Source organism: Streptomyces sp. UNOC14_S4, from assembly GCF_020740835.1.
GTDB lineage: Bacteria > Actinomycetota > Actinomycetes > Streptomycetales > Streptomycetaceae > Streptomyces.
Genome location: NZ_JAINFC010000062.1, coordinates 1 through 22,897, shown reverse-complemented (window position 1 = coordinate 22,897; position 22,897 = coordinate 1). Strand labels below are relative to the sequence as shown.

General features: G+C 73.4%; 15 protein-coding genes and 1 pseudogene. 8 read left to right on the top strand and 8 right to left on the bottom strand.

The genetic code is table 11. From position 1 onward, the window contains the following. The first annotated feature begins 204 nt into the window (after positions 1 to 204). The 4 genes from K6I34_RS08455 (at position 205) to K6I34_RS08440 (ending at position 6,466) form a co-directional block, all read left to right on the top strand. Positions 205 to 2,232 (top strand): ABC transporter ATP-binding protein, encoded by a 2,028-nt coding sequence (locus tag K6I34_RS08455; protein ID WP_229323796.1) that lies wholly within the window; start codon positions 205 to 207, stop codon positions 2,230 to 2,232. A gap of 516 nt (positions 2,233 to 2,748) precedes the next feature. Continuing rightward, complete coding sequence (locus tag K6I34_RS08450; protein ID WP_229323794.1) at positions 2,749 to 3,396, top strand: DUF4360 domain-containing protein; 648 nt, start codon at positions 2,749 to 2,751, stop codon at positions 3,394 to 3,396. A gap of 312 nt (positions 3,397 to 3,708) precedes the next feature. Next, positions 3,709 to 4,149 (top strand): ATP-binding protein, encoded by a 441-nt coding sequence (locus tag K6I34_RS08445; RefSeq protein ID WP_229323791.1) that lies wholly within the window; start codon positions 3,709 to 3,711, stop codon positions 4,147 to 4,149. 244 nt (positions 4,150 to 4,393) lie between these two features. Next, the gene (locus K6I34_RS08440; protein ID WP_229323789.1) at positions 4,394 to 6,466 is read left to right on the top strand and encodes a SpoIIE family protein phosphatase; all 2,073 of its coding nucleotides are present in this window, start codon (positions 4,394 to 4,396) and stop codon (positions 6,464 to 6,466) included. An 88-nt stretch (positions 6,467 to 6,554) separates the two neighbouring features. Here the strand turns inward: K6I34_RS08440 and K6I34_RS08435 are convergent, their stop codons facing one another. The 5 genes and pseudogenes from K6I34_RS08435 to K6I34_RS08415 form a co-directional block, all read right to left on the bottom strand. Next, complete coding sequence (locus K6I34_RS08435) at positions 6,555 to 7,058, bottom strand: hypothetical protein (RefSeq protein WP_229323786.1); 504 nt, start codon at positions 7,056 to 7,058, stop codon at positions 6,555 to 6,557. A gap of 176 nt (positions 7,059 to 7,234) precedes the next feature. Next, positions 7,235 to 8,185 carry a ribokinase gene (locus K6I34_RS08430; protein ID WP_229323784.1) on the bottom strand — a complete coding sequence of 317 codons (951 nt, stop codon included), beginning with the start codon at positions 8,183 to 8,185 and terminating at the stop codon, positions 7,235 to 7,237. Positions 8,186 to 8,198: 13 nt separating this feature from the next. Further along, positions 8,199 to 10,111: pseudogene (locus K6I34_RS08425) on the bottom strand (substrate-binding domain-containing protein). Further along, positions 10,101 to 11,717, bottom strand: a complete 1,617-nt coding sequence (locus K6I34_RS08420) for a sugar ABC transporter ATP-binding protein (RefSeq protein WP_229323782.1) — start codon at positions 11,715 to 11,717, stop codon at positions 10,101 to 10,103. Before K6I34_RS08420 ends, K6I34_RS08425 begins: the two are co-directional and overlap by 11 nt. Positions 11,718 to 11,730: 13 nt before the next feature. Further along, on the bottom strand, positions 11,731 to 12,765 hold the full coding sequence (locus K6I34_RS08415) for a LacI family DNA-binding transcriptional regulator (protein ID WP_229323780.1): 1,035 nt from the start codon (positions 12,763 to 12,765) through the stop codon (positions 11,731 to 11,733). A gap of 209 nt (positions 12,766 to 12,974) precedes the next feature. Between K6I34_RS08415 and K6I34_RS38220 the strand changes: the two genes are divergently transcribed. Genes K6I34_RS38220 through K6I34_RS08395 form a run of 3 tightly spaced genes read left to right on the top strand, consistent with a single transcriptional unit; the run spans position 12,975 to position 18,941 of the window. Then, on the top strand, positions 12,975 to 17,963 hold the full coding sequence (locus K6I34_RS38220; RefSeq protein ID WP_275127011.1) for a caspase family protein: 4,989 nt from the start codon (positions 12,975 to 12,977) through the stop codon (positions 17,961 to 17,963). After that, positions 17,956 to 18,336, top strand: a complete 381-nt coding sequence (locus tag K6I34_RS08400; protein WP_229323778.1) for a hypothetical protein — start codon at positions 17,956 to 17,958, stop codon at positions 18,334 to 18,336. The genes K6I34_RS38220 and K6I34_RS08400 overlap by 8 nt, the downstream gene beginning before the upstream one ends. Beyond that, positions 18,333 to 18,941 (top strand): hypothetical protein, encoded by a 609-nt coding sequence (locus K6I34_RS08395; RefSeq protein WP_229323776.1) that lies wholly within the window; start codon positions 18,333 to 18,335, stop codon positions 18,939 to 18,941. The genes K6I34_RS08400 and K6I34_RS08395 overlap by 4 nt, the downstream gene beginning before the upstream one ends. A 35-nt stretch (positions 18,942 to 18,976) precedes the next feature. Here the strand turns inward: K6I34_RS08395 and K6I34_RS08390 are convergent, their stop codons facing one another. The 3 genes from K6I34_RS08390 to cbiE form a co-directional block, all read right to left on the bottom strand. Next, on the bottom strand, positions 18,977 to 19,672 hold the full coding sequence (locus K6I34_RS08390; RefSeq protein WP_229323774.1) for an ester cyclase: 696 nt from the start codon (positions 19,670 to 19,672) through the stop codon (positions 18,977 to 18,979). A 32-nt stretch (positions 19,673 to 19,704) separates the two neighbouring features. Further along, a complete protein-coding gene (gene cobM, locus K6I34_RS08385) occupies positions 19,705 to 20,448 on the bottom strand; it encodes a precorrin-4 C(11)-methyltransferase (protein WP_229323772.1) in 744 nt (247 codons plus the stop codon). Between the two features lie 72 nt (positions 20,449 to 20,520). Then, on the bottom strand, positions 20,521 to 21,762 hold the full coding sequence (gene cbiE / locus K6I34_RS08380) for a precorrin-6y C5,15-methyltransferase (decarboxylating) subunit CbiE (protein WP_229323770.1): 1,242 nt from the start codon (positions 21,760 to 21,762) through the stop codon (positions 20,521 to 20,523). 181 nt (positions 21,763 to 21,943) lie between these two features. Here cbiE and tsaD point away from each other — a divergent pair. Further along, positions 21,944 to 22,897 (top strand): tRNA (adenosine(37)-N6)-threonylcarbamoyltransferase complex transferase subunit TsaD (gene tsaD / locus K6I34_RS08375; RefSeq protein WP_374230854.1); only part of this gene is annotated, 954 nt, incomplete at its 3' end.

The window sequence follows — 22,897 nt, the reverse complement described above, 5'->3', positions numbered from 1 at the left end:
CACTCCGACTCCTCGGCACGTCGCCGCCCACCCCCGCGGCCTTCGCATGCCCATGGGCCCCTGCCCAAGAACGGGAGCGCACCCACACGTCGTCACAGCACCTGGAGGCGCCATGTCCGCCCGAAACGAGCTACGAGCCTACCGCGCACTGGCCGCTCCACCGAAGTCACCGGCAGTTGGGGCGAGCGACGGGCCGGAGGAGCGATGACGATCCTCGGGAAGAAGACGCTCCCGGGGCAGGGGGCGGGGCGGAGGCCGGGGCGTCGCATCCCCGTCTCGGACAGCGAACTCCTGCTGTTCGGCGGAGCCTTGCGCTACGACAAGCCCTTCGTGACCCGTGAACGTCCCCTGCTGCGGCTCACGTTCTGGTCGATGGCACGTCAGTTCCCGGAGATGGTCGGGACGGTGGCGCGGGCCGGATGGCGGGAGGACCCGGCCGCGCTGCTCACCCTGCTGGGCGCCGAGCTGGGGCAGGGCGCGGCCCGTGCCTTCGGTCTCGTGGCCGCCAACCAGGTGCTCGTCGCGCTCTTCGCGGACGGGCCCACGCCCGGGCGGCTGCACCAGGCGCTGCCCGCGCTGCTGGCCGTCTCCGCGGTCACCGCCGCGTCCGCGCTGCTCGCCGCCGTCTCCGTGGCCGCCTCGGGACGGCTGGAGCCCAAGGTGGAGCGGGTGTGCACCGCCCGTTTCTACCGTGGCGCGGTCCGCGTCGAGCTGGCGGCGCTGGAGGACAAGGACTTCCACCGGCTGCTCGACGCCGGCCGCTTCGGCACCGACTCGGTGCGGATGATGCTGGGCTCCTCGGTCCTCGTCGTCAACGCCCTGATCGGCCTGGCCTCCGCCACCTGTGTCCTGGCCCTGCTGCACCCGGCGCTGGTGGGCATGATGGTGCTGATCGCGGCCCCCAAGGGCTGGGGAGCGGTGGTCTCCGCCCGCAGGCAGTACGCCTCGCGGCACACCTGGATCGAGCACCGGCGCGCCATCGGCGTCCTCACCTCCACCCTCACCGACCAGACCCACGCGGCCGAGATCCGCGTCCACGGCGCCGGCCGGATGCTCGTCGACGCCTACGACGACATGGCGGCCACCGTGGAGAAGGAGCAGCAGCGCCTCGCCCTCGCCCAGGCGGTCACCCGGAGCGTCTCCTCCGCGCTGTCCGGCGCGGCGGCCCTCGCCGCGTACGGGGTGCTGTGGCTGCTGCTCGCCTCGGGCGGGCTGCCGCTGGCCGTCGCGGGCACCGCCGTCATCGCCGTGCGGACCGCGGGCGCGAGCCTCACCTCCCTGGTGCTCCAGGTCAACCGCCTCTACGAGGAGGCCATGTACCTCAGGGACCTGGAGGACGCCTGCCGCGCGGCCGAGCGCCGCGCCATTCCCGCCGGCGGGGTGGCACTGCCCCCGGGCGTACGGGAGATCCGGCTGGAGAAGGTCACGTTCGCCTACCCGGGCACCGCCGTCCCCGCGCTGTGCGAGGTCAGCCTGGCCATCCCGGCGGGCAAGGTCGTGGCCCTCGTCGGCGCCAACGGCTCCGGCAAGACCACCCTGTCCAAGCTCGTCGCCGGGCTCTATCTGCCCACCTCCGGGCGCCTGTCCTGGAACGGCGTCGATGTCCGGGAGGCCGACCGCGACCAGCTCTTCGACCGGGTCGCCGTCCTGTCCCAGGACTTCCCCCGCTGGCCCATGACCGCCCGCGCCAATGTGCACATCGGCCGTCCCGGGCAGCCCTTCGACCAGGCACGGGTCGACCGCGCGGCCGCCGAGGCCGGGGCCGCCGACGTCGTCGCGTCCCTGCCGTACCAGTGGGACAGCCTGGTCATCAAGGGTTTCGAGCGCGGCACCCAGATCTCCGGCGGCCAGTGGCAGCGGCTCGGCGCCGCGCGCGCCCGCTACCGCCGCGCACCCCTGCTCATCGTCGACGAACCCACCTCGGCGCTGGACCCGAGAGCCGAGGTCGAGTCCTTCCGTTCGCTGCGCACGCTGACCGACGAGGGCACCACCGTCCTGCTGATCACCCACCGGCTGGCCGCCACCGCGACCGCCGATCTCATCTACGTCCTGGACCGGGGACACCTCGTCGGCGAGGGCACGCACGAGGAGCTGATGGCCGTCGAAGGGGGTCTGTACCGCTCGATGTACGAGCTCCAGGCCGCCCAGTACGGCATCGAGCCCACCCCGCGACCCGTCCCCGATCCCGCCCGGCGCAATGGTTCCCCGCATGCACAGCCCGCTCAAGCCTGACGACCGACTCGCCACCGACTCTGTCCCCGATCCTTTTCCCCCTCCCGTTTCCCTTCCTGTTCCCGTTCCCGTTCCCGGGAAGCCCGCCACTTCCCGGGAGAAGCCTGTTCAACCACCGGAGTCCCGCCCTCCGTTGAGCCCTTTGGCGAGCACGCTCCGTGATGTCTTCGGGTGTGTCGGCGTGATCGTGGCCGCGGTTGTCATCTCCTTTCTCTGTGTGCAGTTGGGTCACGCTTTTCCTCAACTGCACGCCAAGTAGGCGGAGTTGTCCGGTCCGGTAATGGTGCGGCGGGAGCCATTACCGGCCAACAGGCCGCGTGTGCGGTGCCGAGTCTGGCGGAGCGGTGTGCTGCCTCCTACGATTCGAACGCTCCCGTCCCCAGGGGCCGTTGGAGGATCGGGGTTGTCATGGTCATGGCCTAAACAATCCAATCCTCATCCATCTCGTTCCGGTCTCCGTCCCCGCAGTGCGGCCGGAACGCCTCCGCTCAGTCCAGGACAACCGATTGGAGCACCATGCCCGCCGGTCTTCTCGCAGGAGCCGCGATAGCGGCGCTCTTCACCTCGCCGCTGTCCCCCTACGGGCACACGGTCATCGTCAACCCGCCGCCGGACAAGATGGTGATCGAGATCGCCACCGTCAACGGCTCGGGATGTCCGCTGAACACGGCCGCGGTGGCCGTGTCGCCCGACAATACGGCCTTCACGGTCACGTACAGCGACTACCTGGCCTCGGTGGGCGTGGGCTCCAAACCCACCGACAACAGAAAGAACTGCCAGCTCAACCTGATCGTGCACGTGCCGCAGGGCTTCACCTACGCCATCGCCAGCGCGGACTACCGCGGCTACGCGCACCTGGAGGACGGGGCCACCGGCCAGGAGAAGGCGTCGTACTACTTCCAAGGGCAGTCCCAGACCGTGCCCAGCGCCCATGACTTCAAGGGCGTCTACGCGGACAACTGGCAGGTGACGGACAAGGTCGACGTCGCGTCCCTCGTCTGGGCGCCGTGCGGCGAGCAGCGGAACTTCAACATCAACACCGAGCTCAGGGTGAACGCGGGGACGTCGGACCCGTCGAAGACGACGAGCTACATGACGATGGACTCCACGGACGGCGATCTCAAGACGATCTACCACGTGGCGTGGAAGGAGTGCCCGAAGTAAGTCCTGCGCGTTCCGGCGAGCCTCGTCCCGGCGGGGCTCGCCGCTTCTTCGTCTGCCGGGGTGCCTACTGGGGTGCGTCTTGCGCTGCGCGCGCGGCTGCGGGCCGGTGGGGGCTTGTCGCGCAGTTCCCCGCGCCCCTGTTGGGCGTACCTTTTATTTCGGCTATACGCTGTCTCACCTGTGTTTATCGCGCTGCGCGCCGGTGCTGTCACTCAAAGGGTATAGACCTCTGGCGAAAAGCGGGCTTATGTGGGTCCGATGTTTGCTACCAGCCGCCGCACGGTTCCCTGGACCTCCGGGGTTCCCCTGTGCATGCACCGTCCGCCCGCGCGGCGGCAACCGCGCCACCCGGAGGAGCCCCGGCTCTCCCGGACGGTCTCGCTCCCGGCCGCCGAGCGGTCCGTGGCGGACGCCCGGCGGTTCTCGCGGGCGCTGCTCACCGAGTGGGGTCTGGAAGAGCTCGTCGACGACGCCGCCCTGCTCCTGTCCGAGCTGGTCACCAACGCGGTCGTGCACGTGCCGGACACGGCGGGTGACATCGAGCTCGCGCTGACCCGGGCGCACGGGCACCTCGTCGTCCAGGTCACCGACACCGGCGGGCACCTGCCGCGCTGCGGCCAGGCGGGTCCGGACAGCGAGAACGGGCGTGGCATGTGGCTCGTCGAGCAGATCGCCGCGCTGTGGGGCCACCACCCCTCCGTCAAGGGCAAGACGGTCTGGTTCACGCTGGCCCTGCCCTCCGCCGCGCGCTGACGCGCGCCCCCGTGCGCCCCTGACGACTACGCCCCGTACGCCCCTTACGACGGCTCCCTCCGCTTGCGGACGAACGTGCCCTGTGCCGCGGGCTGCGCGGTGGGCGGATTCGGAGAGACCATGGAAAGCGCTGCGGCGACGAGGCGGAGAAGCCGGGGGAGAGCGGAGGAGAAGGGACTGCCGATCCGGCCCTGACCGGCACGAGGCCGCCGCACCACCCTCCACGGGCGGAAGGAGGACCTCGATGGGGACGACCGACGCGTTCCGGCCGGAGCCCGGACGGTTCGCGGGCCCGCCCTACGAGCCGGGCGGCCTCCTCGACGTGCTGGGTGTGGCCGCCGTGGTGCTCGACCGGCGTGGCCGGATCGTCCTGTGGAGCCCGCAGGCGGAGGAGCTGTTCGGCTGGTCCGCGGCGGAGGCGCTCGGACAGTACGCCGCCCAGCTGCTGGTCGTCGAGGAGGACCTCGAATCCGTCCTGGAGCTGTTCGCCAAGGTCATGGGCGGCGGTGAGTCGTGGGCCGGGGTCTTCCCCGCCCGGCACAAGGACGGCACCGCCCGGCTGGTGGAGTTCCGCAACATGCGTCTGGAGGACCAGAGCGGTGACTTCTATGCCCTGGGCATGGCCACCGACCAGGCGGTCCTCCGCGACCTGGAACGGGATCTCGCGCTGTCGCTGGGGCTGGTGGCCCAGTCGCCGATCGGTATCGCCGTCCTGGACACCGACCTGCGGTTCGTGATGGTCAACCCCGCGCTGGAGCGCCTCCACGGGCTGCCCGCCGAGGAGCACATCGGGCGCCGGGTGGGCGAGGCGCTGCCGCACGCGGACGTCGAGGAGATCGAGGCGGGCATGCGGCGGGTGCTGGCCACGGGCATCCCGCTGGTGGACTGGTTCACCGTGGGGCGCGCGGGCGGGGCCGCCACCGACGAGCAGGCGCAGCTCGTCTCGTTCTACCGGCTGGAGGACCCCGGCGGGCGCACCCTCGGGATCGCCACCTCCGTCGTCGACGTCACCGACCGGCACCGGGCGAACAACGAGGCCCGGCGGCGCACGGCGCTGATCGCCGAGGCGTCCGTACTCATCGGCACCACCCTCGACCTGGACCGTACGGCGCAGGAGCTCGCGCAGGTCGTGGTGCCCGGCCTGGCGGACGTCGCCGCGGTGGACGTGCTCGACACGGTGCTGGGCGGAGGCCGGGCCCTGCCGCCGGACGGGGAACCCGCCGTCTTCCGGGCGCTCGCCGTGGCCGCTGCGGACTCTCCCGACGCCGTCCGCGCCGCCGACCCGCCCGGCCAGATCGCGCGGTACGCGGCCGACCGGCTCGTCACCCGCTGCGTGAGCACCGGGCTGCCCGTGTGCGTGGCCGAGGTACGCGAGCGGGACCTGCCCCGCATCGCCCGCGACCGCGAGGCCGCCGCGCTGCTGGCCCGCGCGGGGCTGCGCTCCTATCTGGCGGTGCCCCTGATCGCCAGGGGCGAGGTGCTCGGCGCCCTGGACCTCAAGCGTGTCGACAACCCCCGGCCGTTCGGCGAGGACGACGTCGCCCTCGCCGCCGAGCTGGCCGCCAGGGCGGCCGTGAGCATCGACAACGCCCGCTGGTACCAGCGCGAGCGCGCCACGGTCGTCACCCTCCAGCGCAGCCTGCTGCCGCAGCGGCCCGCCCGCCTGGAGGGGCTGGAGATCGCCTACCGCTACCAGCCCGCCGGAGCGGCGAGCCAGGTCGGCGGGGACTGGTTCGACGTCGTCCCGCAGACGGACGGCAGGAGTGCCCTGGTCGTCGGCGACGTGATGGGCAGTGGCATCAACGCCGCCGCGGCCATGGGGCAGCTGCGCACCGCCGCGCGCACGCTCTCCCAACTGGGGCTCGACCCCGCGCAAGTGCTGCACCACCTCGACCACGCCGCCACCGGTCTGGACCAGATGATCGCCACCTGCGTCTACGCGGTGTACGACCCGCACGGCGCCCGGTGCCGCGTCGCCACCGCGGGCCATCTGCCGCCCGTCCTCGTACGCCCCGGCCGCCGCCCCGCGCTCCTCGACCTGCCCGCGGGCGCGCCGCTCGGTGTGGGCGGCGTCCCCTTCGAGAGCGTCTCCCTGGACCTCGCCGCGGGGGACGAGCTCGTGTTCTACACGGACGGGCTGGTCGAGACGCGTGACGAGCCGATCGACTGCCGCCTGGATGCGCTTCTCACTGTGCTCGCGGGGGCGCCGCGGGATCTGGAGGCGACGTGTGACTTGCTGTTGAGTTCGCTCCGCGATGGCAATGACCAGGATGATGTGGCCTTGCTCATTGCCCGCGTCCACGACAGCGCCCCGTAAGGGGCGCGGGGAACTGCGCGACCAGCCACACAGCCTGCAGTCGCCGATCGACCGCGCGAGGCACCCCGGTAGGCGCAAGCCGCGGGGCTCAACGCAGTTGGATCCGGTACGACGCCCCGCCGTCGGTCAGCGTGACACGCGCCTCGCCCGTGGCCCCCGCGTAGGTGCCCGTGCCGCCGGTGATGGCGGCCGTCGTGGTGTACGGGGGGCGGCCGAAGCGGTCGGTGAGGGAGGTGAGGACGAGGGTGCCCTGGTCGGTGCGGAGGATGCGTTCGCACTGGGTGACCACACCCTCGTAGCGGGCCAGGACGACGTCACAGCGGTCGCTCGCGTCACCGACGCGTTTGCCCTTGGTCTCCTTGCCGTCCCGGCCGGTGGCCGTGGTGTGCAGGTCGTAGTAGGTGACCCAGTGGTCGCCGGTGCGCGGGTACTCGGGCCGGGTGTCGGCCTTCTGCACCGTGGTCAGGCGGAGCTCCTTCTCCGCGCTGGCCGCGGCCGGTTGCAGGGACAGCACGCTGATCGTCACGGCGCCGGCGGCGGCCACCGCGGCGGCGGCCAGACCCATGGTGCGGCGGGGACGGTCACGGAACATGTCGGGCCTCCAGGTCGAGTCGGGGCAGCCCGCCGGGCCCGGGGGTGCCCCAGCCCGGCGCTGCGTTCACCTCGTCGCAGACGGTATCGCGGAGCGACCGTCCGCAGGCATCGCGTGACCCACCAGAAGCAGCCAAATGTTCGATAGTTGAAGGGTGATTGCGATAATCGGACGCCTTACGGCAAAGCGCCCTGCTCCGGCGGGAGTTCCGCCAGGGTCGGGTACGACGGCTGCGCGCCCGCGCGGGTCACGGCCGCCGCCCCCACGCGCACCGCGAACCGGGCCGCCTCCAGCAGCGGGGCCCCGGCGGCCAGCCGGCTCGCCAGCGCACCGGTGAAGGCGTCGCCCGCTCCCGTGGTGTCCACCACCTCCGCCCTCAGGCCCGGCACCCGCGCGGGCCCGGCGTCCTCGGCGCCCTCCGCGCCCAGGAGCAGCGCGCCCTCCGCGCCGAGGGTCACCACGACCGAGCGGGCACCCTTCCTCCGCAGCTCGTGGAGCCACGCGGCGGGCTCCGCGTCCGGGAGCCCCGAGAGGTGCCGGGCCTCGTGCTCGTTGACCACCAGCGGGTCGGCCGCCGCGAGGAGTTCGCGGTCGAGCCCGTCCCGCGGCGTCGGCGAGGGGTTGAGCACGACGCGGGTGCCGGTCTCCCGGGCGGCGCGGACCGTCGCCCGTACGGTCTCCTCGGGGATCTCCCACTGGAGCGAGACCACCGCGGACGCGGCGATCGTCTCCCGTGCCGCCGCCACGTCCGCCGGGGAGAGCCGGGCGTTGGCACCCGGGGAGACCACGATGCTGTTGTCGCCGTCCGGGCCGACGACGATCATCGCCGTGCCGGTCCGCGCCCCCCGCTCCACCAGGACGTGCCGGACGTCCGTACCCGCCTCCCGCTGCGCCGCCAGCAGCAGGTCGCCGAAGGCGTCGTCACCGACCTTCGCCAGCAGGGCCGTACGGACCCCGAGGCGCGCCGCGGCGACGGCCTGATTGGCCCCCTTGCCGCCGGCCGACTCGACCAGGTCCGTGCCGAAGACCGTCTCGCCCGCGCCCGGCCGCCGGTCCACCCGCACCGTCAGGTCCGCGTTGGCCGAACCGACGACCAGCACGTCGTACGTCTTCTTCTTCTCGTCCACGTGTCCCACTCTCTCAGTCCGCGAAGCGGGCGGCGTTCTCGCGGGTCACCAGCACCACGGGCACCTTCACCTCGCGCGGCAGGGGCTTGCCCGCCGCGGCCCGCATCGCCCAGTCCACGGCCTGCCTGCCGAGCAGCTCGGGCTGCTGGGCGACGGTCGCGGTCAGCGTGCCGTTCCGCACGCCTTCGACGCCGTCCGGCGTGCCGTCGAAGGCGACGACCTTCACGCTCCTGCCGGAGGCGGAGCCCAGCGCCTTGGCCGCGCCGAGCGCCATCTCGTCGTTGGCGGCGAAGACCCCGGCGATGTCGCGGTGCGCCTGGAGCATGTTCGCCATGACGTCCATGCCCTTGGCCCGGTCGAAGTCCGCGGGCTGCCGGGCGACGACCTCGACGCCGGAGAAGGCCCGGATGCCCTCCTCGAAGCCCTTGCCGCGCTCCCGGGCGGCCGAGGTGCCCGGCTGCCCCTCCAGGAAGACGACTTTCCCCTTCCCGCCGACCGCCTCCGCGAGCGTCTTCGCCGCCAGCCGTCCGCCTGCGACGTTGTCGGAGGCGATGGTCGAGCCGACCTTGCCGCCGTTGACACCGCGGTCGATGGAGATCACGGGGACATCCGCCCGGTTGGCGACGCCCACCGCGGGCACGGCCGCGTCGGAGTCGACCGGGTTGATGACCGCCGCCTTGACGTTCTGGCTGGTGAACGTCTCCATCTGGTTGATCTGCTGGGTCGGGTCGTTCTGCGCGTCCGTGATGTTGATCTTCAGGCCGCGGGCCTTCGCCTCCGCCTGCGCGCCCTTCTTGATGCCGACGAAGAACGGGTTGTTCATTGTCGACAGGGCGAGCCCGAGATCCGTGTGGCCGCCCCGGTCGCAGCCGGCCAGCGCCACGGCGGCGGCCAGCACCACGGCCGCGGCCGTCGCGCGTGCCCGAGGCCTTCCCACAGCGCGCGCCCTCATCGGGCGCTCCGGCGGCGCAGCGTGTCCAGCAGCACGGCCAGCGCGATGACCAGGCCCGTCGCGACCTGCTGCCAGAAGGCCGACACCGACAGCAGGTTGAGGCCGTTGCGCAGCACCGCCAGGATCAGCGCGCCGATGAGCGTGCCGGACGCCTTGCCCGCGCCGCCCGTCAGGCTCGCCCCGCCGATGACGACCGCGGCGATCGCGTCCAGCTCGTAGCCCACGGCCGCCTGCGGCTGCGCGGAGGTCAGCCGGGAGGCCAGCACGATGCCCGCGACCGCGGCGAACAGCCCGGACAGCGCGTAGATCACCAGCTTGCGCCGCCTGACGTCGATGCCCGAGAGCCGGGCCGCCTCCTCGTTCCCGCCGATCGCGAACATCGCCCGGCCCGTGTACGTACGCGCCAGGATCAGCGCCGCCAGCGCCCCCGTCGCGATCATCACGAGCACCGGCACCGGCAGCCAGCCGCCGAGGGTGTCGCCCAGCCGGGAGACCGACGAGGGGAACGCGATCGGCGAGCCGCCCGAGATCACCAGGGCCAGGCCGCGGGCCACGGACAGCAGCGCCAGGGTGGCGATGAACGCCGGGAGCCTGCCGTACGCCACGAGCGCGCCCGAGACCAGCCCGGCCGCCACCCCCACCGCGAGCCCCAGCAGCACTGCCAGCCACACCGGCAGTCCCTCGGAGGTGGCGGCCCACGCGACCACGGTCGCCGACAGCGCGGCCACCGAGCCGACGGACAGGTCGATGCCCGCCGACACGATCACAAAGGTCACGCCGAACGCGAGGATCGCCGTCACCGACGCCTGGACGCCCACGTTGAGCAGGTTCTGCCCGTTGAGGAAGTCCCGCGACAGCACCGCCATCACCACGGTCAGGGCGACCAGGCCGCCCAGCGGGCCGTTGCGGAGCACCGCCCGCGCGAACCACTGCCCGGGAGCGCTCCCGGGCGCCCGAAGCACCTCAGCCGACATCGGAGCCCTCCATCGCGCTCTCGTTCCTCTCCCGCGTGTCCTGCGTGCCGGACGGCGACCGGAGCGCCAGCTCCATCACCGCGTCCTGCGTGGCCCGTTCGCCCGACAGCTCGCCGACAAGCCTGCCCTGCGCCATCACCAGCACCCGGTCGCTCATGCCGAGCACCTCCGGCAGATCGCTGGAGATCATCAGGACCGCGTGGCCCGCGGCCGTCAGCTCGTTGACGAGCCGGTAGATCTCGACCTTCGCGCCGACGTCGATGCCCCGCGTCGGCTCGTCGAGGATCAGCAGCCGGGCCCCCGCCAGCAGCCACTTGCCGATGACGACCTTCTGCTGGTTGCCGCCCGACAGCGTGCGAGCCGGCTGCTCCAGGCCACTCATCCGCACCTTCAGCCGCTCCGCCACCGACGCCGCCTCGCGCCGCTGCGCGGCCCGGTCCACGAAACCGGCCCGGGTGTCGCGGTCGAGCCGGGCCAGCGTCAGGTTGTCGCGCAACGACGCGTCCAGCAACAGGCCCTGGCCCTTGCGGTCCTCCGGTACGAGCCCGAGCCCGGCCCGCATCGCGGCCCGGACGTCACCGCGGGGCAGCTCCGTACCGTCCACCTCGACCGTTCCGGCGTCGTGGCGGTCCACGCCGAACAGCGCCCGCGCCACCTCGGTGCGGCCCGCGCCCACCAGCCCGGCCAGGCCCACGACCTCCCCGGCCCGCACCTCGAAGCCGACATCCTCGAACGCCCCGGCACGGGTCAGGCCGCGCACTCTCAGCAGGGGCGCGCCCGGCTCCGCGGGCCGTTCCCGCGGGTACTGCTCGGCGATGTCACGGCCGACCATCAGCCGGATGAGCTCCTCCTCACCGGCCGAGGCGGGCACCTCCGCCACCGAGCGGCCGTCACGCAGAACGGTCACGCGGTCGCCGAGCGCGGCTATCTCCTCCAAGTGGTGGGTGATGAAGACGATGCCGACCCCGCTCCCGCGCAGCTCGCGGACGATGCCGAAGAGCGTCGCGACCTCCTCGGAGGTGAGGACGGCGGTCGGCTCGTCCATGATCAGCACGCTGGCGTCCCGGCCGAGCGCCTTCGCGATCTCCACCATCTGGAGCCGGGCGACGCCCAGTCCGTCCACCGGGGCCGTGGGGGAGACGTCGAGGCGCACCCGGCGCAGCAGCTCGGCGGCGCGCTCGCGCATCGCGCGCCGGTCGACGAGGCCGAGCGCGGTGCGCGGCTGCCGCCCCAGGAAGAGGTTCTCGGCGACGGTGAGGCCGGGGACGAGGGCGAACTCCTGGTGGATGGTGGCGATGCCGAGCCGCTCCGCGTCCTGCGCGGAGCGGATGACGACCTCGCGGCCCCCGGCCAGGATGCGCCCGCTGTCGGGGCGGTGGACGCCGGAGAGCGTCTTGATGAGCGTGCTCTTGCCCGCGCCGTTCTCCCCGAGCAGGACGTGCACCTCCCCGGCCCGCAGGCTCAGGTCCACGCCGTCCAGGGCGCGGACGCCCGGGAAGGACTTCGTGATCCCTTCCACGCGCAGGAGTTCCTCCCTGTGCGGGAGTTCCTCCGCGCGCGGCGGTTCGCGGCCGCTGTCCGGTCCGTCGTCGTTGACGCCGGTCATGCGCTGCCCCTCTCTAGTCTCTTGAGCTTCTCGGCTTCGGCCGTCCGCCGTGGCCGTCCCCCTCGCCGCACGAGCGGCGCCGTACCAGCCGCGCCGGCAGCAGTACGGACGGTGCCTCGCGCCCCTCGATCCGCTCCAGCAGCGTGTGCACGGCGGCCGTGCCCAGCTCGCGCGTCGGCTGCGCGACGGCGGTGAGCGGCGGGTCGGTGTGCGCGAACCACGGCACGTCGTCGAAGGCCACGAGCGCCACGTCGGCCGGGATGCGCAGGCCCCTGGCCCGTACCTCGTCCAGCGCGCCCAGCGCCATCAGGTTGTCCGTGGCCAGCACCGCGTCCGGCGGTTCGGGTAGGTCCAGCAGGGCCCGCATCATCCGCCGTCCCCCGGTGGGGGAGAGGTCCGGTGACGCCACGACCCGCTCCGCGGGCAGCGCGATGCCGTGCCCGGCCAGGGCGGTGCGGAACAGCTCCAGCCGCTCCTCGCCGATGGGCGTCCCGGCGGGCGCCACGATGACGGCGGGCCCGCGCCGCCCCAGCGCCGCCAGGTGCGCGGCCAGTTCGGTCAGGGCCTCGCGCCCCTCCGCCCGGACGCACGGGGCGGCGAGGCCCGGGACGGTGCGGTCGAGGAGGACCAGCGGGGTACCGGCGGCGACCGCCTCGCGGAGCGCGGCGGACCCGGTGCCCGCGGAGCTGACCAGCAGGCCGTCGATGCGCCGGTCCAGGAGCGTGCGGATCTGGTCGTCCTGCTGCTCCGTGCTCTCCCCGGCGTTGCCGATGACCAGGCTGTACCCCAGCCGCCGGGCCTCCTGCTCGACGGCGCCCGCGAGCTCGGTGAAGAACGGGTTGCGCAGATCGCCGATGACCAGCCCCAGCGTGCGGGTGCGGGCGGTGCGCAGCGCGCGGGCGACCACGTTCGGCCGGTAGCCGAGCTCCGCCACGGCCGCGAGGACCCGTTCGCGGGTGCCGGCCACGGAGGAGCGCCCGTTGAGGACCCGGGAGACCGTGGCGACGGACACCCCGGCCCGTTCGGCCACGTCCTTGATGTTCGCCATGAGCACCCCGCCGCTGTCGCCGCCGTCACGTGTAATCGTTTTCGTGCGGCCACAGGTAATCGATTACACGTGTGATCCGTCAAGGTGTTGCATATGTGACGCACGTCATGTCGGCGAGAGGCCGGGTGGCGCGGGGACGGTCCGCGGAACGGGCCCTCACCTGCCAACTCCGGTGCCATCATGGTGCCTCCGCGGTGAGGGGGAGACTCATGGGACACGTCCGCAGGGCCCTGCTGATCGGTGTGGCCCGAGCGCCCCACGCCCTGGACAGGTTCGCCCCGCTCGACGAGCCGGTCGCCGCCGACCTGCGGGCGATGCGCGCCGCGCTGGAGGAGTCCGGGTACGAGGTCGACGTGCTCCAGGACGCGGAGCAGGCCGCTGTCGGCACCCGCGTCTTCGAAGCCGCGGCCGACGCCCCCGAAGGCAGCACGCTCCTCCTCTACTTCACCGGCCACGGTGTCCGCATCGGCGACACCGACTACCTCGTGCCCGCCGACGCCCGCACCCCGAAGGGCGACGTCTGGCAGAAGCCGTACCTCGACACCCTCTTCCCCGCCGACATCGGCGACCACCTCCGGGGCTGCCGGGCGGGCACGGTCCTGTGGCTCGTCGACGCCTGCCGGGACCCCCTGCACGGCGGGGACGAGGCCGCCTTCGGCAGCCGCATCCTCAACGGCCCGCCCGGCGGACGCTTCGCGGTGATGGTGGGCTGCTCCCCCGGGCAGCGCGGCGGCTGCACCCCCGAGGGGAGCTTCTTCACCCGCGGTCTCGCCGACGCCCTCGGCTCACTGTCCGCGCCCCGCACCGTCCACGAGGTGTACGAGGCCGCCCGCAGCCGTACGGAACAGGCCGCCCACCGCCACCGCCTCACCCAGCAGGTCTGGATCCGCTACGGCGCCGACCGTGAGACCGAGACCCGCGCGGCCGTCGTCTGCGACGGCCGCCGCCTGCTGGAGGAATGGCGGGACGCCGTCCGCGACGACGGCCTGTGGGAGCGCGTCGACCCCCGCGCCGCGGACGGTGCCCCCAGGCTGCGGGAGGCCCTCACCCGGCTCGTCGAGTCCTGCGCGCACGAAGTCCGCGTCGCGCAGGACGGGTTGCTCCGGGCGGGCGAAGCGCTGCACGACCCCTGGACCGACGAACACTTCCCCGTACGGCTGTTACGCCGTGGACTGCTCCTCCTGCTGCCGAAGGAACCCGTGCTGTCGGCGGCCGAACTGGCCGTCCTGATCGCCGCGCCCTTCCTCCGGGAGGCCGCCTGGGCCCGGCGCCTGAGACAGGCCGCCGAGGTCGAGCCCCTCACCGCGGGACGCGTCGCCGAGGCGGGCGACCACCGCAGGCACCTGGAACAGCTCCGCGACCACTACGCCCACGTCGCCCGCAAACAGGCCGCCTGCCGTGCCCGCGGCCGCACCGAGGACGAGAACGCCCTCGCTCTCTGGCTCGTGCACCGCTGGATCGCCGAACGCTTCGAGACCGACGAGGAACCCGTCCCCACCGACCTCTGCGACTCCCTCGCCGCCGCCCTGCTCGGCGACCGCGACGGCGTCTCGGACCGGGCCGACGAACTCTCCGCCACCCTGCGCTCCCTCGCCGCGGGCATCGGCCTCGACACCCCGCTCGACGACGTCCTCGACTGCCCCGCCCGCACCGTGCGCCTCCCCGAACAGCGCCAGCCCCTGCGCGTCCGCCCCCTCACCGCGCTGCTGCGCCTGGGCGCCGCCCTCGCCGCCGACGTCCGGACCTTTCCCGACATCATCGCCGACCATCTCGCCGTCACCGACCCCGTACGTCCCGAGGACGTCGTCAAGGCGGCCCGCCACGCGCTCGACTGGGCGGAAGTCGACGACGACCTCCGCCTGGAGGCACTCTGCCCCCATCAAGCCGTGCACGCCGCCTTCACCGAGATCGCCGACCGGGCGGACCGGCTGGCCGCACTCACCCGGGAGGCCGCGGCCGAGCTCCCGGAGGAGGAGAAGCGCCTGCTGGCCGGCGTCCCGGCCCGGGTGACCAGCCGCGGCCTGCGGCCCTGTACCGGCAGGGACGGCCGCAAGGCGTACGAGGTCCCCCTGCTCCGCTTCCACCTCGCGCAGACCGAGGTCCGCGACCTGCTGATGGGTCGTCAGCTCTACGGGGACCCGAGCCTCGCCGTCCGCGAGCTCTACCAGAACGCGATGGACGCCTGCCGCTACCGCGCCATGCGCTGGCGCTACCTGCACCACCGCGGCCGCCGCCCCGCCGACTGGACGGGCCGTATCTCCATCGTCCAGGGCGAGGACGCCCGGGGCCGCTACCTCGAGTGCCGCGACAACGGCAACGGCATGGGCCTCGACCAGTTCAAGAACACCTTCACCCGCGCGGGCAGCCGCTTCGAGCAGTCCCGCGCCTTCCGCCGTGAGCAGGCCGGCTGGCTGCGCCGCGACCCCGCCCTGCGGCTCTATCCCAACAGCCGTTTCGGCATCGGCGTCCTCAGCTATTTCATGCTCGCCGACGAGATGGCCATCGTCACCCGCGAGGTCCTTCCCACCGGGGCGGTCGCCGCCGACGCCCTGCGCATCGACATCCCCAGCAGCGGCAGCCTCTTCCGCGTCCAGCGCCACGACGACGCCGAGGACGGTCTCGCCGAGGGCGGCACCCGCGTCCGCCTCTACCTGCGCGACGACCCGGAACTCGCCGGGCTCTCCTGCGTGGAGAAGGCGCGCGAACTGATCGGCGTGAGCGAGTTCGCCCTGGAGGTACGGGACGCGTCGGGCACGCGGGAGACCTGGGAGGCCCGCGCCCTGCACGGCCGCGACGCCCCCTGCGCGGCCGTGCGGGACGTGCTGTGGTGGGTCGACGGCAAGGGCGCGATCCTGTGCGACGGCGTCGCCACCGACCACAAGCCGTACGGCTACGTCCTCAACCTCACGGGCGCTCACGCGGGCACCCTGAGTGTCAACCGGAACGAACTGCTCGACTACGACGAGGAGTGGGCCCGCGAGAACTGGCGGCTCGGGGCCGCCGCGCTCCCGGACTGGCCCGGATTTACCATGCAGTGGCTGTGGCGGCTGGAGGACGAGCCGGTCGCCGCCGTGCTCTGGGAGCAGCTCAGGGGGCGGGGTCATCGCGTCCCCCTGGGCAGGGACGGCGGGCCCGAGGACATCCCGCTCGACACCGTCGGCTGGTTCTCCGCCGACGCCGGCACGGTGCCCGGCCTGTTGCCGGACGCGATCCGTTACGACGTCGTCCGGCCCTGGCGCGCCCGCGTATGGCAGGGGATCGGGGACGGCGCCGGCTGGGCCACGGGGCCCGCCTCGCTGGTCGGGCACCCGCTGCCCGCCCCGGGCGACGCGAAGGTCATGCGCCTCGCCGACGGCAACGGCGAACTGGGGTGGCACCGGGTCGTGGAGCTCGCGGCCGACCTCTCCGTTCCGGTCGAACGGGTCGTCCGTTCCTTCCGGCGCCTGCGGATCGCGAGCCGCCGGATCACCCCGCCCCGCATCGGTGAGGGCCCCCTCGGCTGGATCCCCGACCGCATGGACAGACGTGTCTCGGCAGTCGTCGCGGGCGCGCTCGACGAAATGCACCAGACCGGCCTCGGCGGGGTGGGAAGTTTCGACTGGGAGTACGAAGGCCTCGTGTGGCTCTCCCGCCGGGACAAGCTCACCTTGGGGCAACTGGCCCGCAGGTGTGCCCGCTACGCCCCTCTCAGCGGGTTGCGGAACCTGGAGGTGCCCGACCATCACGAGCAATATGTGTGCACCGACGAGGACATCGATCTGCTGCACGTGCTCTGCGACGGCTCCAAGTGGAAGAAGAGACGCGTCCACTGGCCCTGGGACGTACGGGAGGTGGCACTCCGGCTCGCCAGGACTCCCGACGAGATCCTCGACCGCCTGGCCGCGTTCGCCTGGCTCGGCTGGACCGTGCCGTCCCGGGCCGATGTCGACGCGTGGCTGGCCGCGCCGACGGAGCTCGCCCCCTGGCTGGCCCGGCACGCGCGTGCCGTACCGGACAGCGGCCCCGTACTCGAAGGGGCCGCCGCGCTCGAACTCTCCGCGGACCGTGACATCTCCCTCGGCGCCGCCGAGGCCGAACTGCTCCACTGGACCCGGCGGCTCGGCATCGCCTACGAGGAACACGGCATGACGCTCGACCATGACGCCGTGCTGTCGGCGGACGCCGGCTCCGTCGTCTCCGCGCTGCGCCGCCCCGGGCGCAGGCCGCAGCTGGCCGTCACCATGGAGAACCTGTTCGTGTACCAGGAGTACGGCGACGTGTCCGGGGAGAAGCTCCTCAAGGCCGTCGCGGAACTGCGGGACGTCGGCGTGCCCGTCCCCGACAACATCGCCCTGGTCACCGAGTGGTACGACCTGCCGATCCGGACCCGCGCGGTCTTCTGCGGCAAGGACCCCTGGATCGACTCGGGCAACCCGCCCGCGCCGGATGTGACCCCCTGTGTGCTGTTCGGCGCGAGCCTGCAGCTCCGCGAACCGCTGCGCGAGGTGTGGCGTCTCGCCGAGCGGGAAGTCGGCCGCTTCGGGGCGAGCCCGCCGTCGTTCCCCGAAGAGCTCGCCGAGTACCGCCTCACGGGCCACGAGTCGGTGCTGCTCGACGCCGGGGAATACGGCGAGATCAGATCCGCCAGCTGGGTGCCCCTCACGCCCGGCCGCCTCGCGTACTACGCCTGGAAGCTCGGCGTCGACGCCGCCACCGCGTATGAACGGCTCCTGCCGCTGCGGGCCCTCGGGGCACTGGTGCCGCGGCTCACGGACCCTCAACTGGCGGCCCTGCGCGAGGTCACGCCCGGCGAGCGGGACGTGACGGCCCTCGGCAAGAAGCAACGGGTCTCGCCCCCCGACGGACCGTTCTGCGCCCTCGACCTCGTCAGCATCGCCGGACGGTTCGGCGAGAGCGTCCGGGAGACCTGGGGCCGCATCGCGCCGTACACGCCGCTCGGCCCCGCCTCGCACGTGCCCGACATACCCGACGTCGTCCCGCTCTGGCAGGACCTCGCCCTCCTCACCGTCCATCTGGACGGCGCGCTGCCCGCGCTCACCGGCCGGGTCGAGGGCCGTCATGTGGCCTTCGCCGCCCGTGAGGTCGAGGAGAAGGAGGAGTGGGTCGGGGAACGGCTGCACGTGTACGCGAAGATGTTCGAGCTGGACCTCGGTGGGCTCCCCGGGCCCGCGGCCGCGGAGGAGAGGCACCATGGCTGAGCCCGTCCACGACTTCTCCCTCGCCTATGCCGAACGCGACCTGGGAGAGGTCGCCGCCGGCTTCACCCAGCGCCCGACCGCCGACGGCGGTGTCGTGGTCGAGGGCCACTGCCCGGCGTGCCGGGGGCGTACGGTCACCGAGTTCCCGCGCGGCGTACCGGGCAGCGGTACGAAGGGGGTGCTCTCCCGGCTGCGGCAGCGGATCACGGGAGCCGGGCCCGAGCCTCACACGGAGCCCGACATCCTCGGGGTCCTCGGCTTCGAGGTCCTCTTCTGCGAGTGCTCCCACGTCCATCCCCGGCAGCCCGTCGGCACGGCCTTCGTCGGCTGCGGCGCACAGTGGCGCGTACGGGCCGACGGCGGCGGGTCATGACCGCGCAGTCGGACCGGCGCTGGGAGGAGCTCGCCCGCGAACTGCGCTTCCGGCAACTGCCCGAGCTGCGCCGCCGGGCCGAGGGCTGGCGCACCGGGCTGACCGGGCTCACCGCCCTGCTCACGGTCCTCGTCGTCCTCAAGGGCCGCGACAACCTCGGCGCTCTGCCCACCGCCGCCCGTACCGCCGCGACGGCCCTGCTCGGGGCGGCGTTCCTGCTCCTCGCCCTCGGCTCCCTGCTGGCCGTCCGCGCGTCGTACGGCCGTCCCGGGGAGGAGATCCTCCTCGGCGGGCAGGCGCTCCGGGCCTGGACCGGGCGGGAGATCACCCGCGTCACCCGCGACCTCCGGGCGGCGCTGGCGTGCTGCGTGAGCGGGATCCTCCTCGTCGCGGCGGCGGTCGGCGTGGCCTGGTCGACGACCGAGGACGCCTCCCACCTGGTGCGGGTGACCACCTCGGGCACGGTCTCGGTGTGCGGCGAGCTCGCCGAGGCCGGGAGCGGGGGCACGGCCGTGTGGACGGGCACGGGCGGCTCCCGCGAGCTGCGGATCGTCCCGGCGGAGGCGGTCCGCTCGGTGCGGCCGGTGAAGTCGTGTCAGTCGTGACGGTCAGTCAGTCGTGACGGGTCAGTCGTGAGGGGTCACCGCACCGCGCCCAACTGCCGTGCCAGCCGCATCAGATCGTAGGTCCACCAGCCCTCCGCGATCCGCCCGTCCTGGAAGCGGAAGATCGTGACACCGCTCATCTCCACGTCCCGGCCGGTCGGCGCGAGGCCCATGAACTCGCCGGTGTGCGTGGCGCGCCAGGTCCACCGCGTGGCCACCTGGTCCCCGTCCTCCAGCTGGCCCTGGAGGGCGAAGCGGAAGTCGAAGGCGCGGCGCCAGCCGATGACGTCGTCCTTGAGGACCTGGGTGCCGATCGTGGTGTCCGTCTCCTTGCCGATGTCGTGGTCGTGGTAGTCCGGCGTGAACAGTTCGTCGATCAGCTCCAGATTCCCGCCGACGGCGACTTCCTCGAAGAAGCGGCGGGCCGTGGCCTTGTCGAGCCGCTCGTCACGCACGACGTCGAGATCCGTGAAGGACGGCATGCCGTCGCACAGCGCCACGATCTCCTCGAAGATGCGACGCGTCTCGGGGAGATCGGAATTGCGCATCGCGTCCTCGTAGGAGGGGAATTCGACGAACTCCATGTAATGCTCGCGGTCGGAGCGGTCCTGGCCGACGACGGCGTGCGTGGCGGTGCGTCTGCCCTCGGTGGCGTCGACCCACTGGTCCATGGCCCGGCTCATGTCGTCGTATCGCCGGGTCCTGCAGTCGATGACCTGCACAAAAGTCATGACGACCTCACCTCCCGGGTGATATGTCCAGGTTAGACCCGGTCACGCGCCGTGGAGTACAGGTGGCTGTCCGGGAACTGCTCCGCCGCCAGGGTGCGGCCCACGACGATGACCGCCGTACGGACCACGCCCGCCGCCTTCACCTGGCCGGCGATGTCGTCGAGGGTGCCGCGCAGCACGAGCTCGTCGGGGCGGCTGGCCATGGCGACGACCGCCGCGGGGCACTCCGGGCCGTAGTGCGGCAGGAGTTCGGCGACCACGCGGTCCACGTAGCGCGCCGCGAGGTGCAGCACGAGCAGGGCGCCGCTGCGGCCGAGCGTGGCCAGGTCCTCGCCCGGGGGCATGGGCGTGGCCTGCTGGGCGATGCGGGTGAGGATCACGGTCTGCCCGACGGCGGGCACGGTCAGCTCACGGCCGAGCGCCGCCGCGGCGGCGGCGAAGGAGGGCACGCCGGGGACGATCTCGTACGGGATGCCCAGCGCGTCCAGGCGCCGCATCTGCTCGGCGACGGCGCTGAAGACGGACGGGTCGCCGGAGTGCAGCCGGGCGACGTCCCGGCCCGCCTCGTGGGCGCGCGCGAACTCGTCCGTGATCTGATCCAGGTTCAGGTTCGCGGTGTCGACGAGGCGCGCGTCCGGCGGGCACTCGGCGAGGAGCTCGCGCGGCACGAGGCTGCCCGCGTACAGGCAGACGCCGCAGCGGGCGAGCGTCCGCGCGCCGCGCACGGTGATGAGGTCCGCGGCACCGGGGCCCGCTCCGATGAAGTACACAGTCATGGCAGGGGTCTCCTTGAGAGAGTCGGGCGCGGGATCGATCGGACGGCGGGAGCGATCGGACAGCAGGGGCGATCAGACGGCGGGGGCGACGGACCCGACGGTTTTGACCACCGACCACTGGGTGACCGGCATCGCCTGCCGCCAGCCCGTGAAGCCGCCCACGGGCACGGCGTGGGCCACGGCGAGCCGGGTCAGCTCGCCGCCGTGGCGCCGGTACCACTCGGTGAGCAGCGCCTCGGACTCCAGAGTGACGGTGTTGGCGACGAGCCTGCCGCCCTCGGGCAGCGCCTCCCAGCAGGCGGCGAGCAGGCCTGGCGCGGTCAGCCCGCCGCCGACGAACACGGCGTCGGGCACGGGCAGTCCGGCGAGCGACGCGGGTGCCGCGCCCGTGACGACGCGCAGCGCGGGCACGCCGAGCGCCCCGGCGTTGCGGGCGATGCGCCCGGCCCGTACGGGGTCGCGCTCGACGGCGACGGCCCGGCACGAGCGGTGCGCGCGCATCCACTCGATGCCGATGGAGCCGGAGCCGCCGCCCACGTCCCACAGCAGCTCGCCGGGGGCCGGGGCGAGCGCGGCGAGCGTCGCGGCCCGCACATGACGCTTCGTCAACTGGCCGTCGTGCTCGAAGGCGTCGTCCGGCAGGCCGGGAGTGAGCGGCAGCCGGGGCGCGCCGGGCGCGCGGAGGCACTCGACGGCGATCACGTTGAGCGCGTCGCCGGGCGGCGCCTCCCAGCCGTCGGCCGTGCCCGTGACGTGGCGCTCCCGCTCGCCGCCGAGCTGCTCCAGCACCGTCATCCGGCTCGGTCCGAAGCCCCGCGCGGCCAGCAGCGCGGCCACCTCCGGGGGCGTCCCCGCGCCCGCGCTGAGCAGCAGCAGCCGACGGCCGTGGTGCAGGGCGGCGGCGAGCGCGGCGAGCGGCCTGCCCACCAGGCTGAGCACCTCGGTGTCGTCCAGCGGCCAGCCGAGCCGGGCGCAGGCGTACGAGACGGAGGACGGGTGCGGCAGCACCCGCAGCCGGGCGGGGCCGCCGAGGACGTCCACGAGCGTGCGGCCGATGCCGAAGAACATGGGGTCGCCGCTGGCGAGGACGCACACGCGCCGCCCGGCGTGCGCCGTCAGCAGCCCCGGCACGGCGGGACGCAGCGGCGACGGCCAGGCGACACGCTCCCCGGCGCACTCCGGCGGCAGCAGATCGAGCTGGCGGGGGCCGCCGACGAGGACCTCGGCCCGGCACAGCTCCTCCCGGGCGGCCGGGGCGAGGCCGGGCCAGCCGTCGGCGCCGATGCCTACGACGGTCACGGGGGCGTGGCTCACGGGGGCGTACCTCGGTTCTGCGGCGGTTCTCGGCACGGGGCAGGGGGCGTTCGCGCGAGCGGCGGAACGAGCAGCAGCACTCTACTGACCTGGGACGACGCCAGGACAGCCGGGACCGGGGGAGCCGCCTTATTGCCTACAATGTGCAATTACTCATCGATAGCAGGAGGCGTTTGGCATGGTGGGCTCACCGGTGGTGCTGGGGATCGAGTCGTCCTGCGACGAGACCGGCGCCGGTCTCGTCCGGGAAGGGAGGCTGCTGGGCCACGCGGTGTCCTCCAGCATGGACGAGCACGCGCGCTACGGCGGCGTCGTCCCCGAGATCGCCGCCCGCGCGCATGTGCACGCGGTGACGCCCGTGGTGCACGCCGCGCTCGCCGACGCGGGGCTGTCGATGAGCGACATCGGCGCCGTCGCCGTGACGACGGGACCCGGGCTGTCCGGCGCCCTCCAGGTGGGCGTCGCCGCCGCCAAGGGCCTGGCGTACGCGCTGGACGTGCCGCTGTACGGGGTCCACCACCTCGCGGGACACGTGGCGGCCGACACCCTGGAGCACGGGCCGCTGCCGAACCCCTGCATGGTGCTGATCGTCTCGGGCGGCCACACGTCGCTGCTCCTCGTGCGGGACCTGGCACGCGATCCGATCGTCCACCTCGGTGACACGCTCGACGACGCGGCGGGCGAGTGCTTCGACAAGGTCGCGCGGGTCTTCGGCCTGCCGTACCCCGGTGGGCCCGCCGTGGACCGGGCCGCGCGGGAGGGCGACCCGGGGGCGGTGGCGTTCCCGCGGCCTCTGACGGGGCCGCGGGACGAGCGTTACGCCTTCTCCTTCTCCGGCCTGAAGACGGCCGCCGCGCGCTGGGCCGAGCGGCACCGGGCCGAGGGGCGTCCGCTGCCCGTCGCGGACGGCGCGGCCTCCCTCCAGGAAGCGGTCGCGGACGTCCTCACCCGCAAGGCCGTCGCCGCGTGCCGCGAGCACGGCGTGGGCACGCTCGTGGTCGGCGGCGGCGTCGCGGCGAACTCACGCGTGCGCTCCCGGGCCGAGCAGCGGTGCGCCGCGGCGGGCATCGAGCTGCGGGTGCCGCCGCTGCGGCTGTGCACGGACAACGGCGCGATGGTCGCGGCGGTGGGGGAC

Excerpts from the sequence above, each read along its gene's own strand:
- K6I34_RS08455 (WP_229323796.1), top strand. The coding sequence starts at position 205 with ATGACGATCCTCGGGAAGAAGACGCTCCCGGGGCAGGGGGCGGGGCGG.
- K6I34_RS08450 (WP_229323794.1), top strand. The coding sequence starts at position 2,749 with ATGCCCGCCGGTCTTCTCGCAGGAGCCGCGATAGCGGCGCTCTTCACC.
- K6I34_RS08445 (WP_229323791.1), top strand. The coding sequence starts at position 3,709 with ATGCACCGTCCGCCCGCGCGGCGGCAACCGCGCCACCCGGAGGAGCCC.
- K6I34_RS08440 (WP_229323789.1), top strand. The coding sequence starts at position 4,394 with ATGGGGACGACCGACGCGTTCCGGCCGGAGCCCGGACGGTTCGCGGGC.
- K6I34_RS08435 (WP_229323786.1), bottom strand. The coding sequence starts at position 7,058 with ATGTTCCGTGACCGTCCCCGCCGCACCATGGGTCTGGCCGCCGCCGCG.
- K6I34_RS08420 (WP_229323782.1), bottom strand. The coding sequence starts at position 11,717 with ATGACCGGCGTCAACGACGACGGACCGGACAGCGGCCGCGAACCGCCG.
- K6I34_RS08415 (WP_229323780.1), bottom strand. The coding sequence starts at position 12,765 with ATGGCGAACATCAAGGACGTGGCCGAACGGGCCGGGGTGTCCGTCGCC.
- K6I34_RS38220 (WP_275127011.1), top strand. The coding sequence starts at position 12,975 with ATGGGACACGTCCGCAGGGCCCTGCTGATCGGTGTGGCCCGAGCGCCC.
- K6I34_RS08400 (WP_229323778.1), top strand. The coding sequence starts at position 17,956 with ATGGCTGAGCCCGTCCACGACTTCTCCCTCGCCTATGCCGAACGCGAC.
- K6I34_RS08395 (WP_229323776.1), top strand. The coding sequence starts at position 18,333 with ATGACCGCGCAGTCGGACCGGCGCTGGGAGGAGCTCGCCCGCGAACTG.
- K6I34_RS08390 (WP_229323774.1), bottom strand. The coding sequence starts at position 19,672 with ATGACTTTTGTGCAGGTCATCGACTGCAGGACCCGGCGATACGACGAC.
- cobM (WP_229323772.1), bottom strand. The coding sequence starts at position 20,448 with ATGACTGTGTACTTCATCGGAGCGGGCCCCGGTGCCGCGGACCTCATC.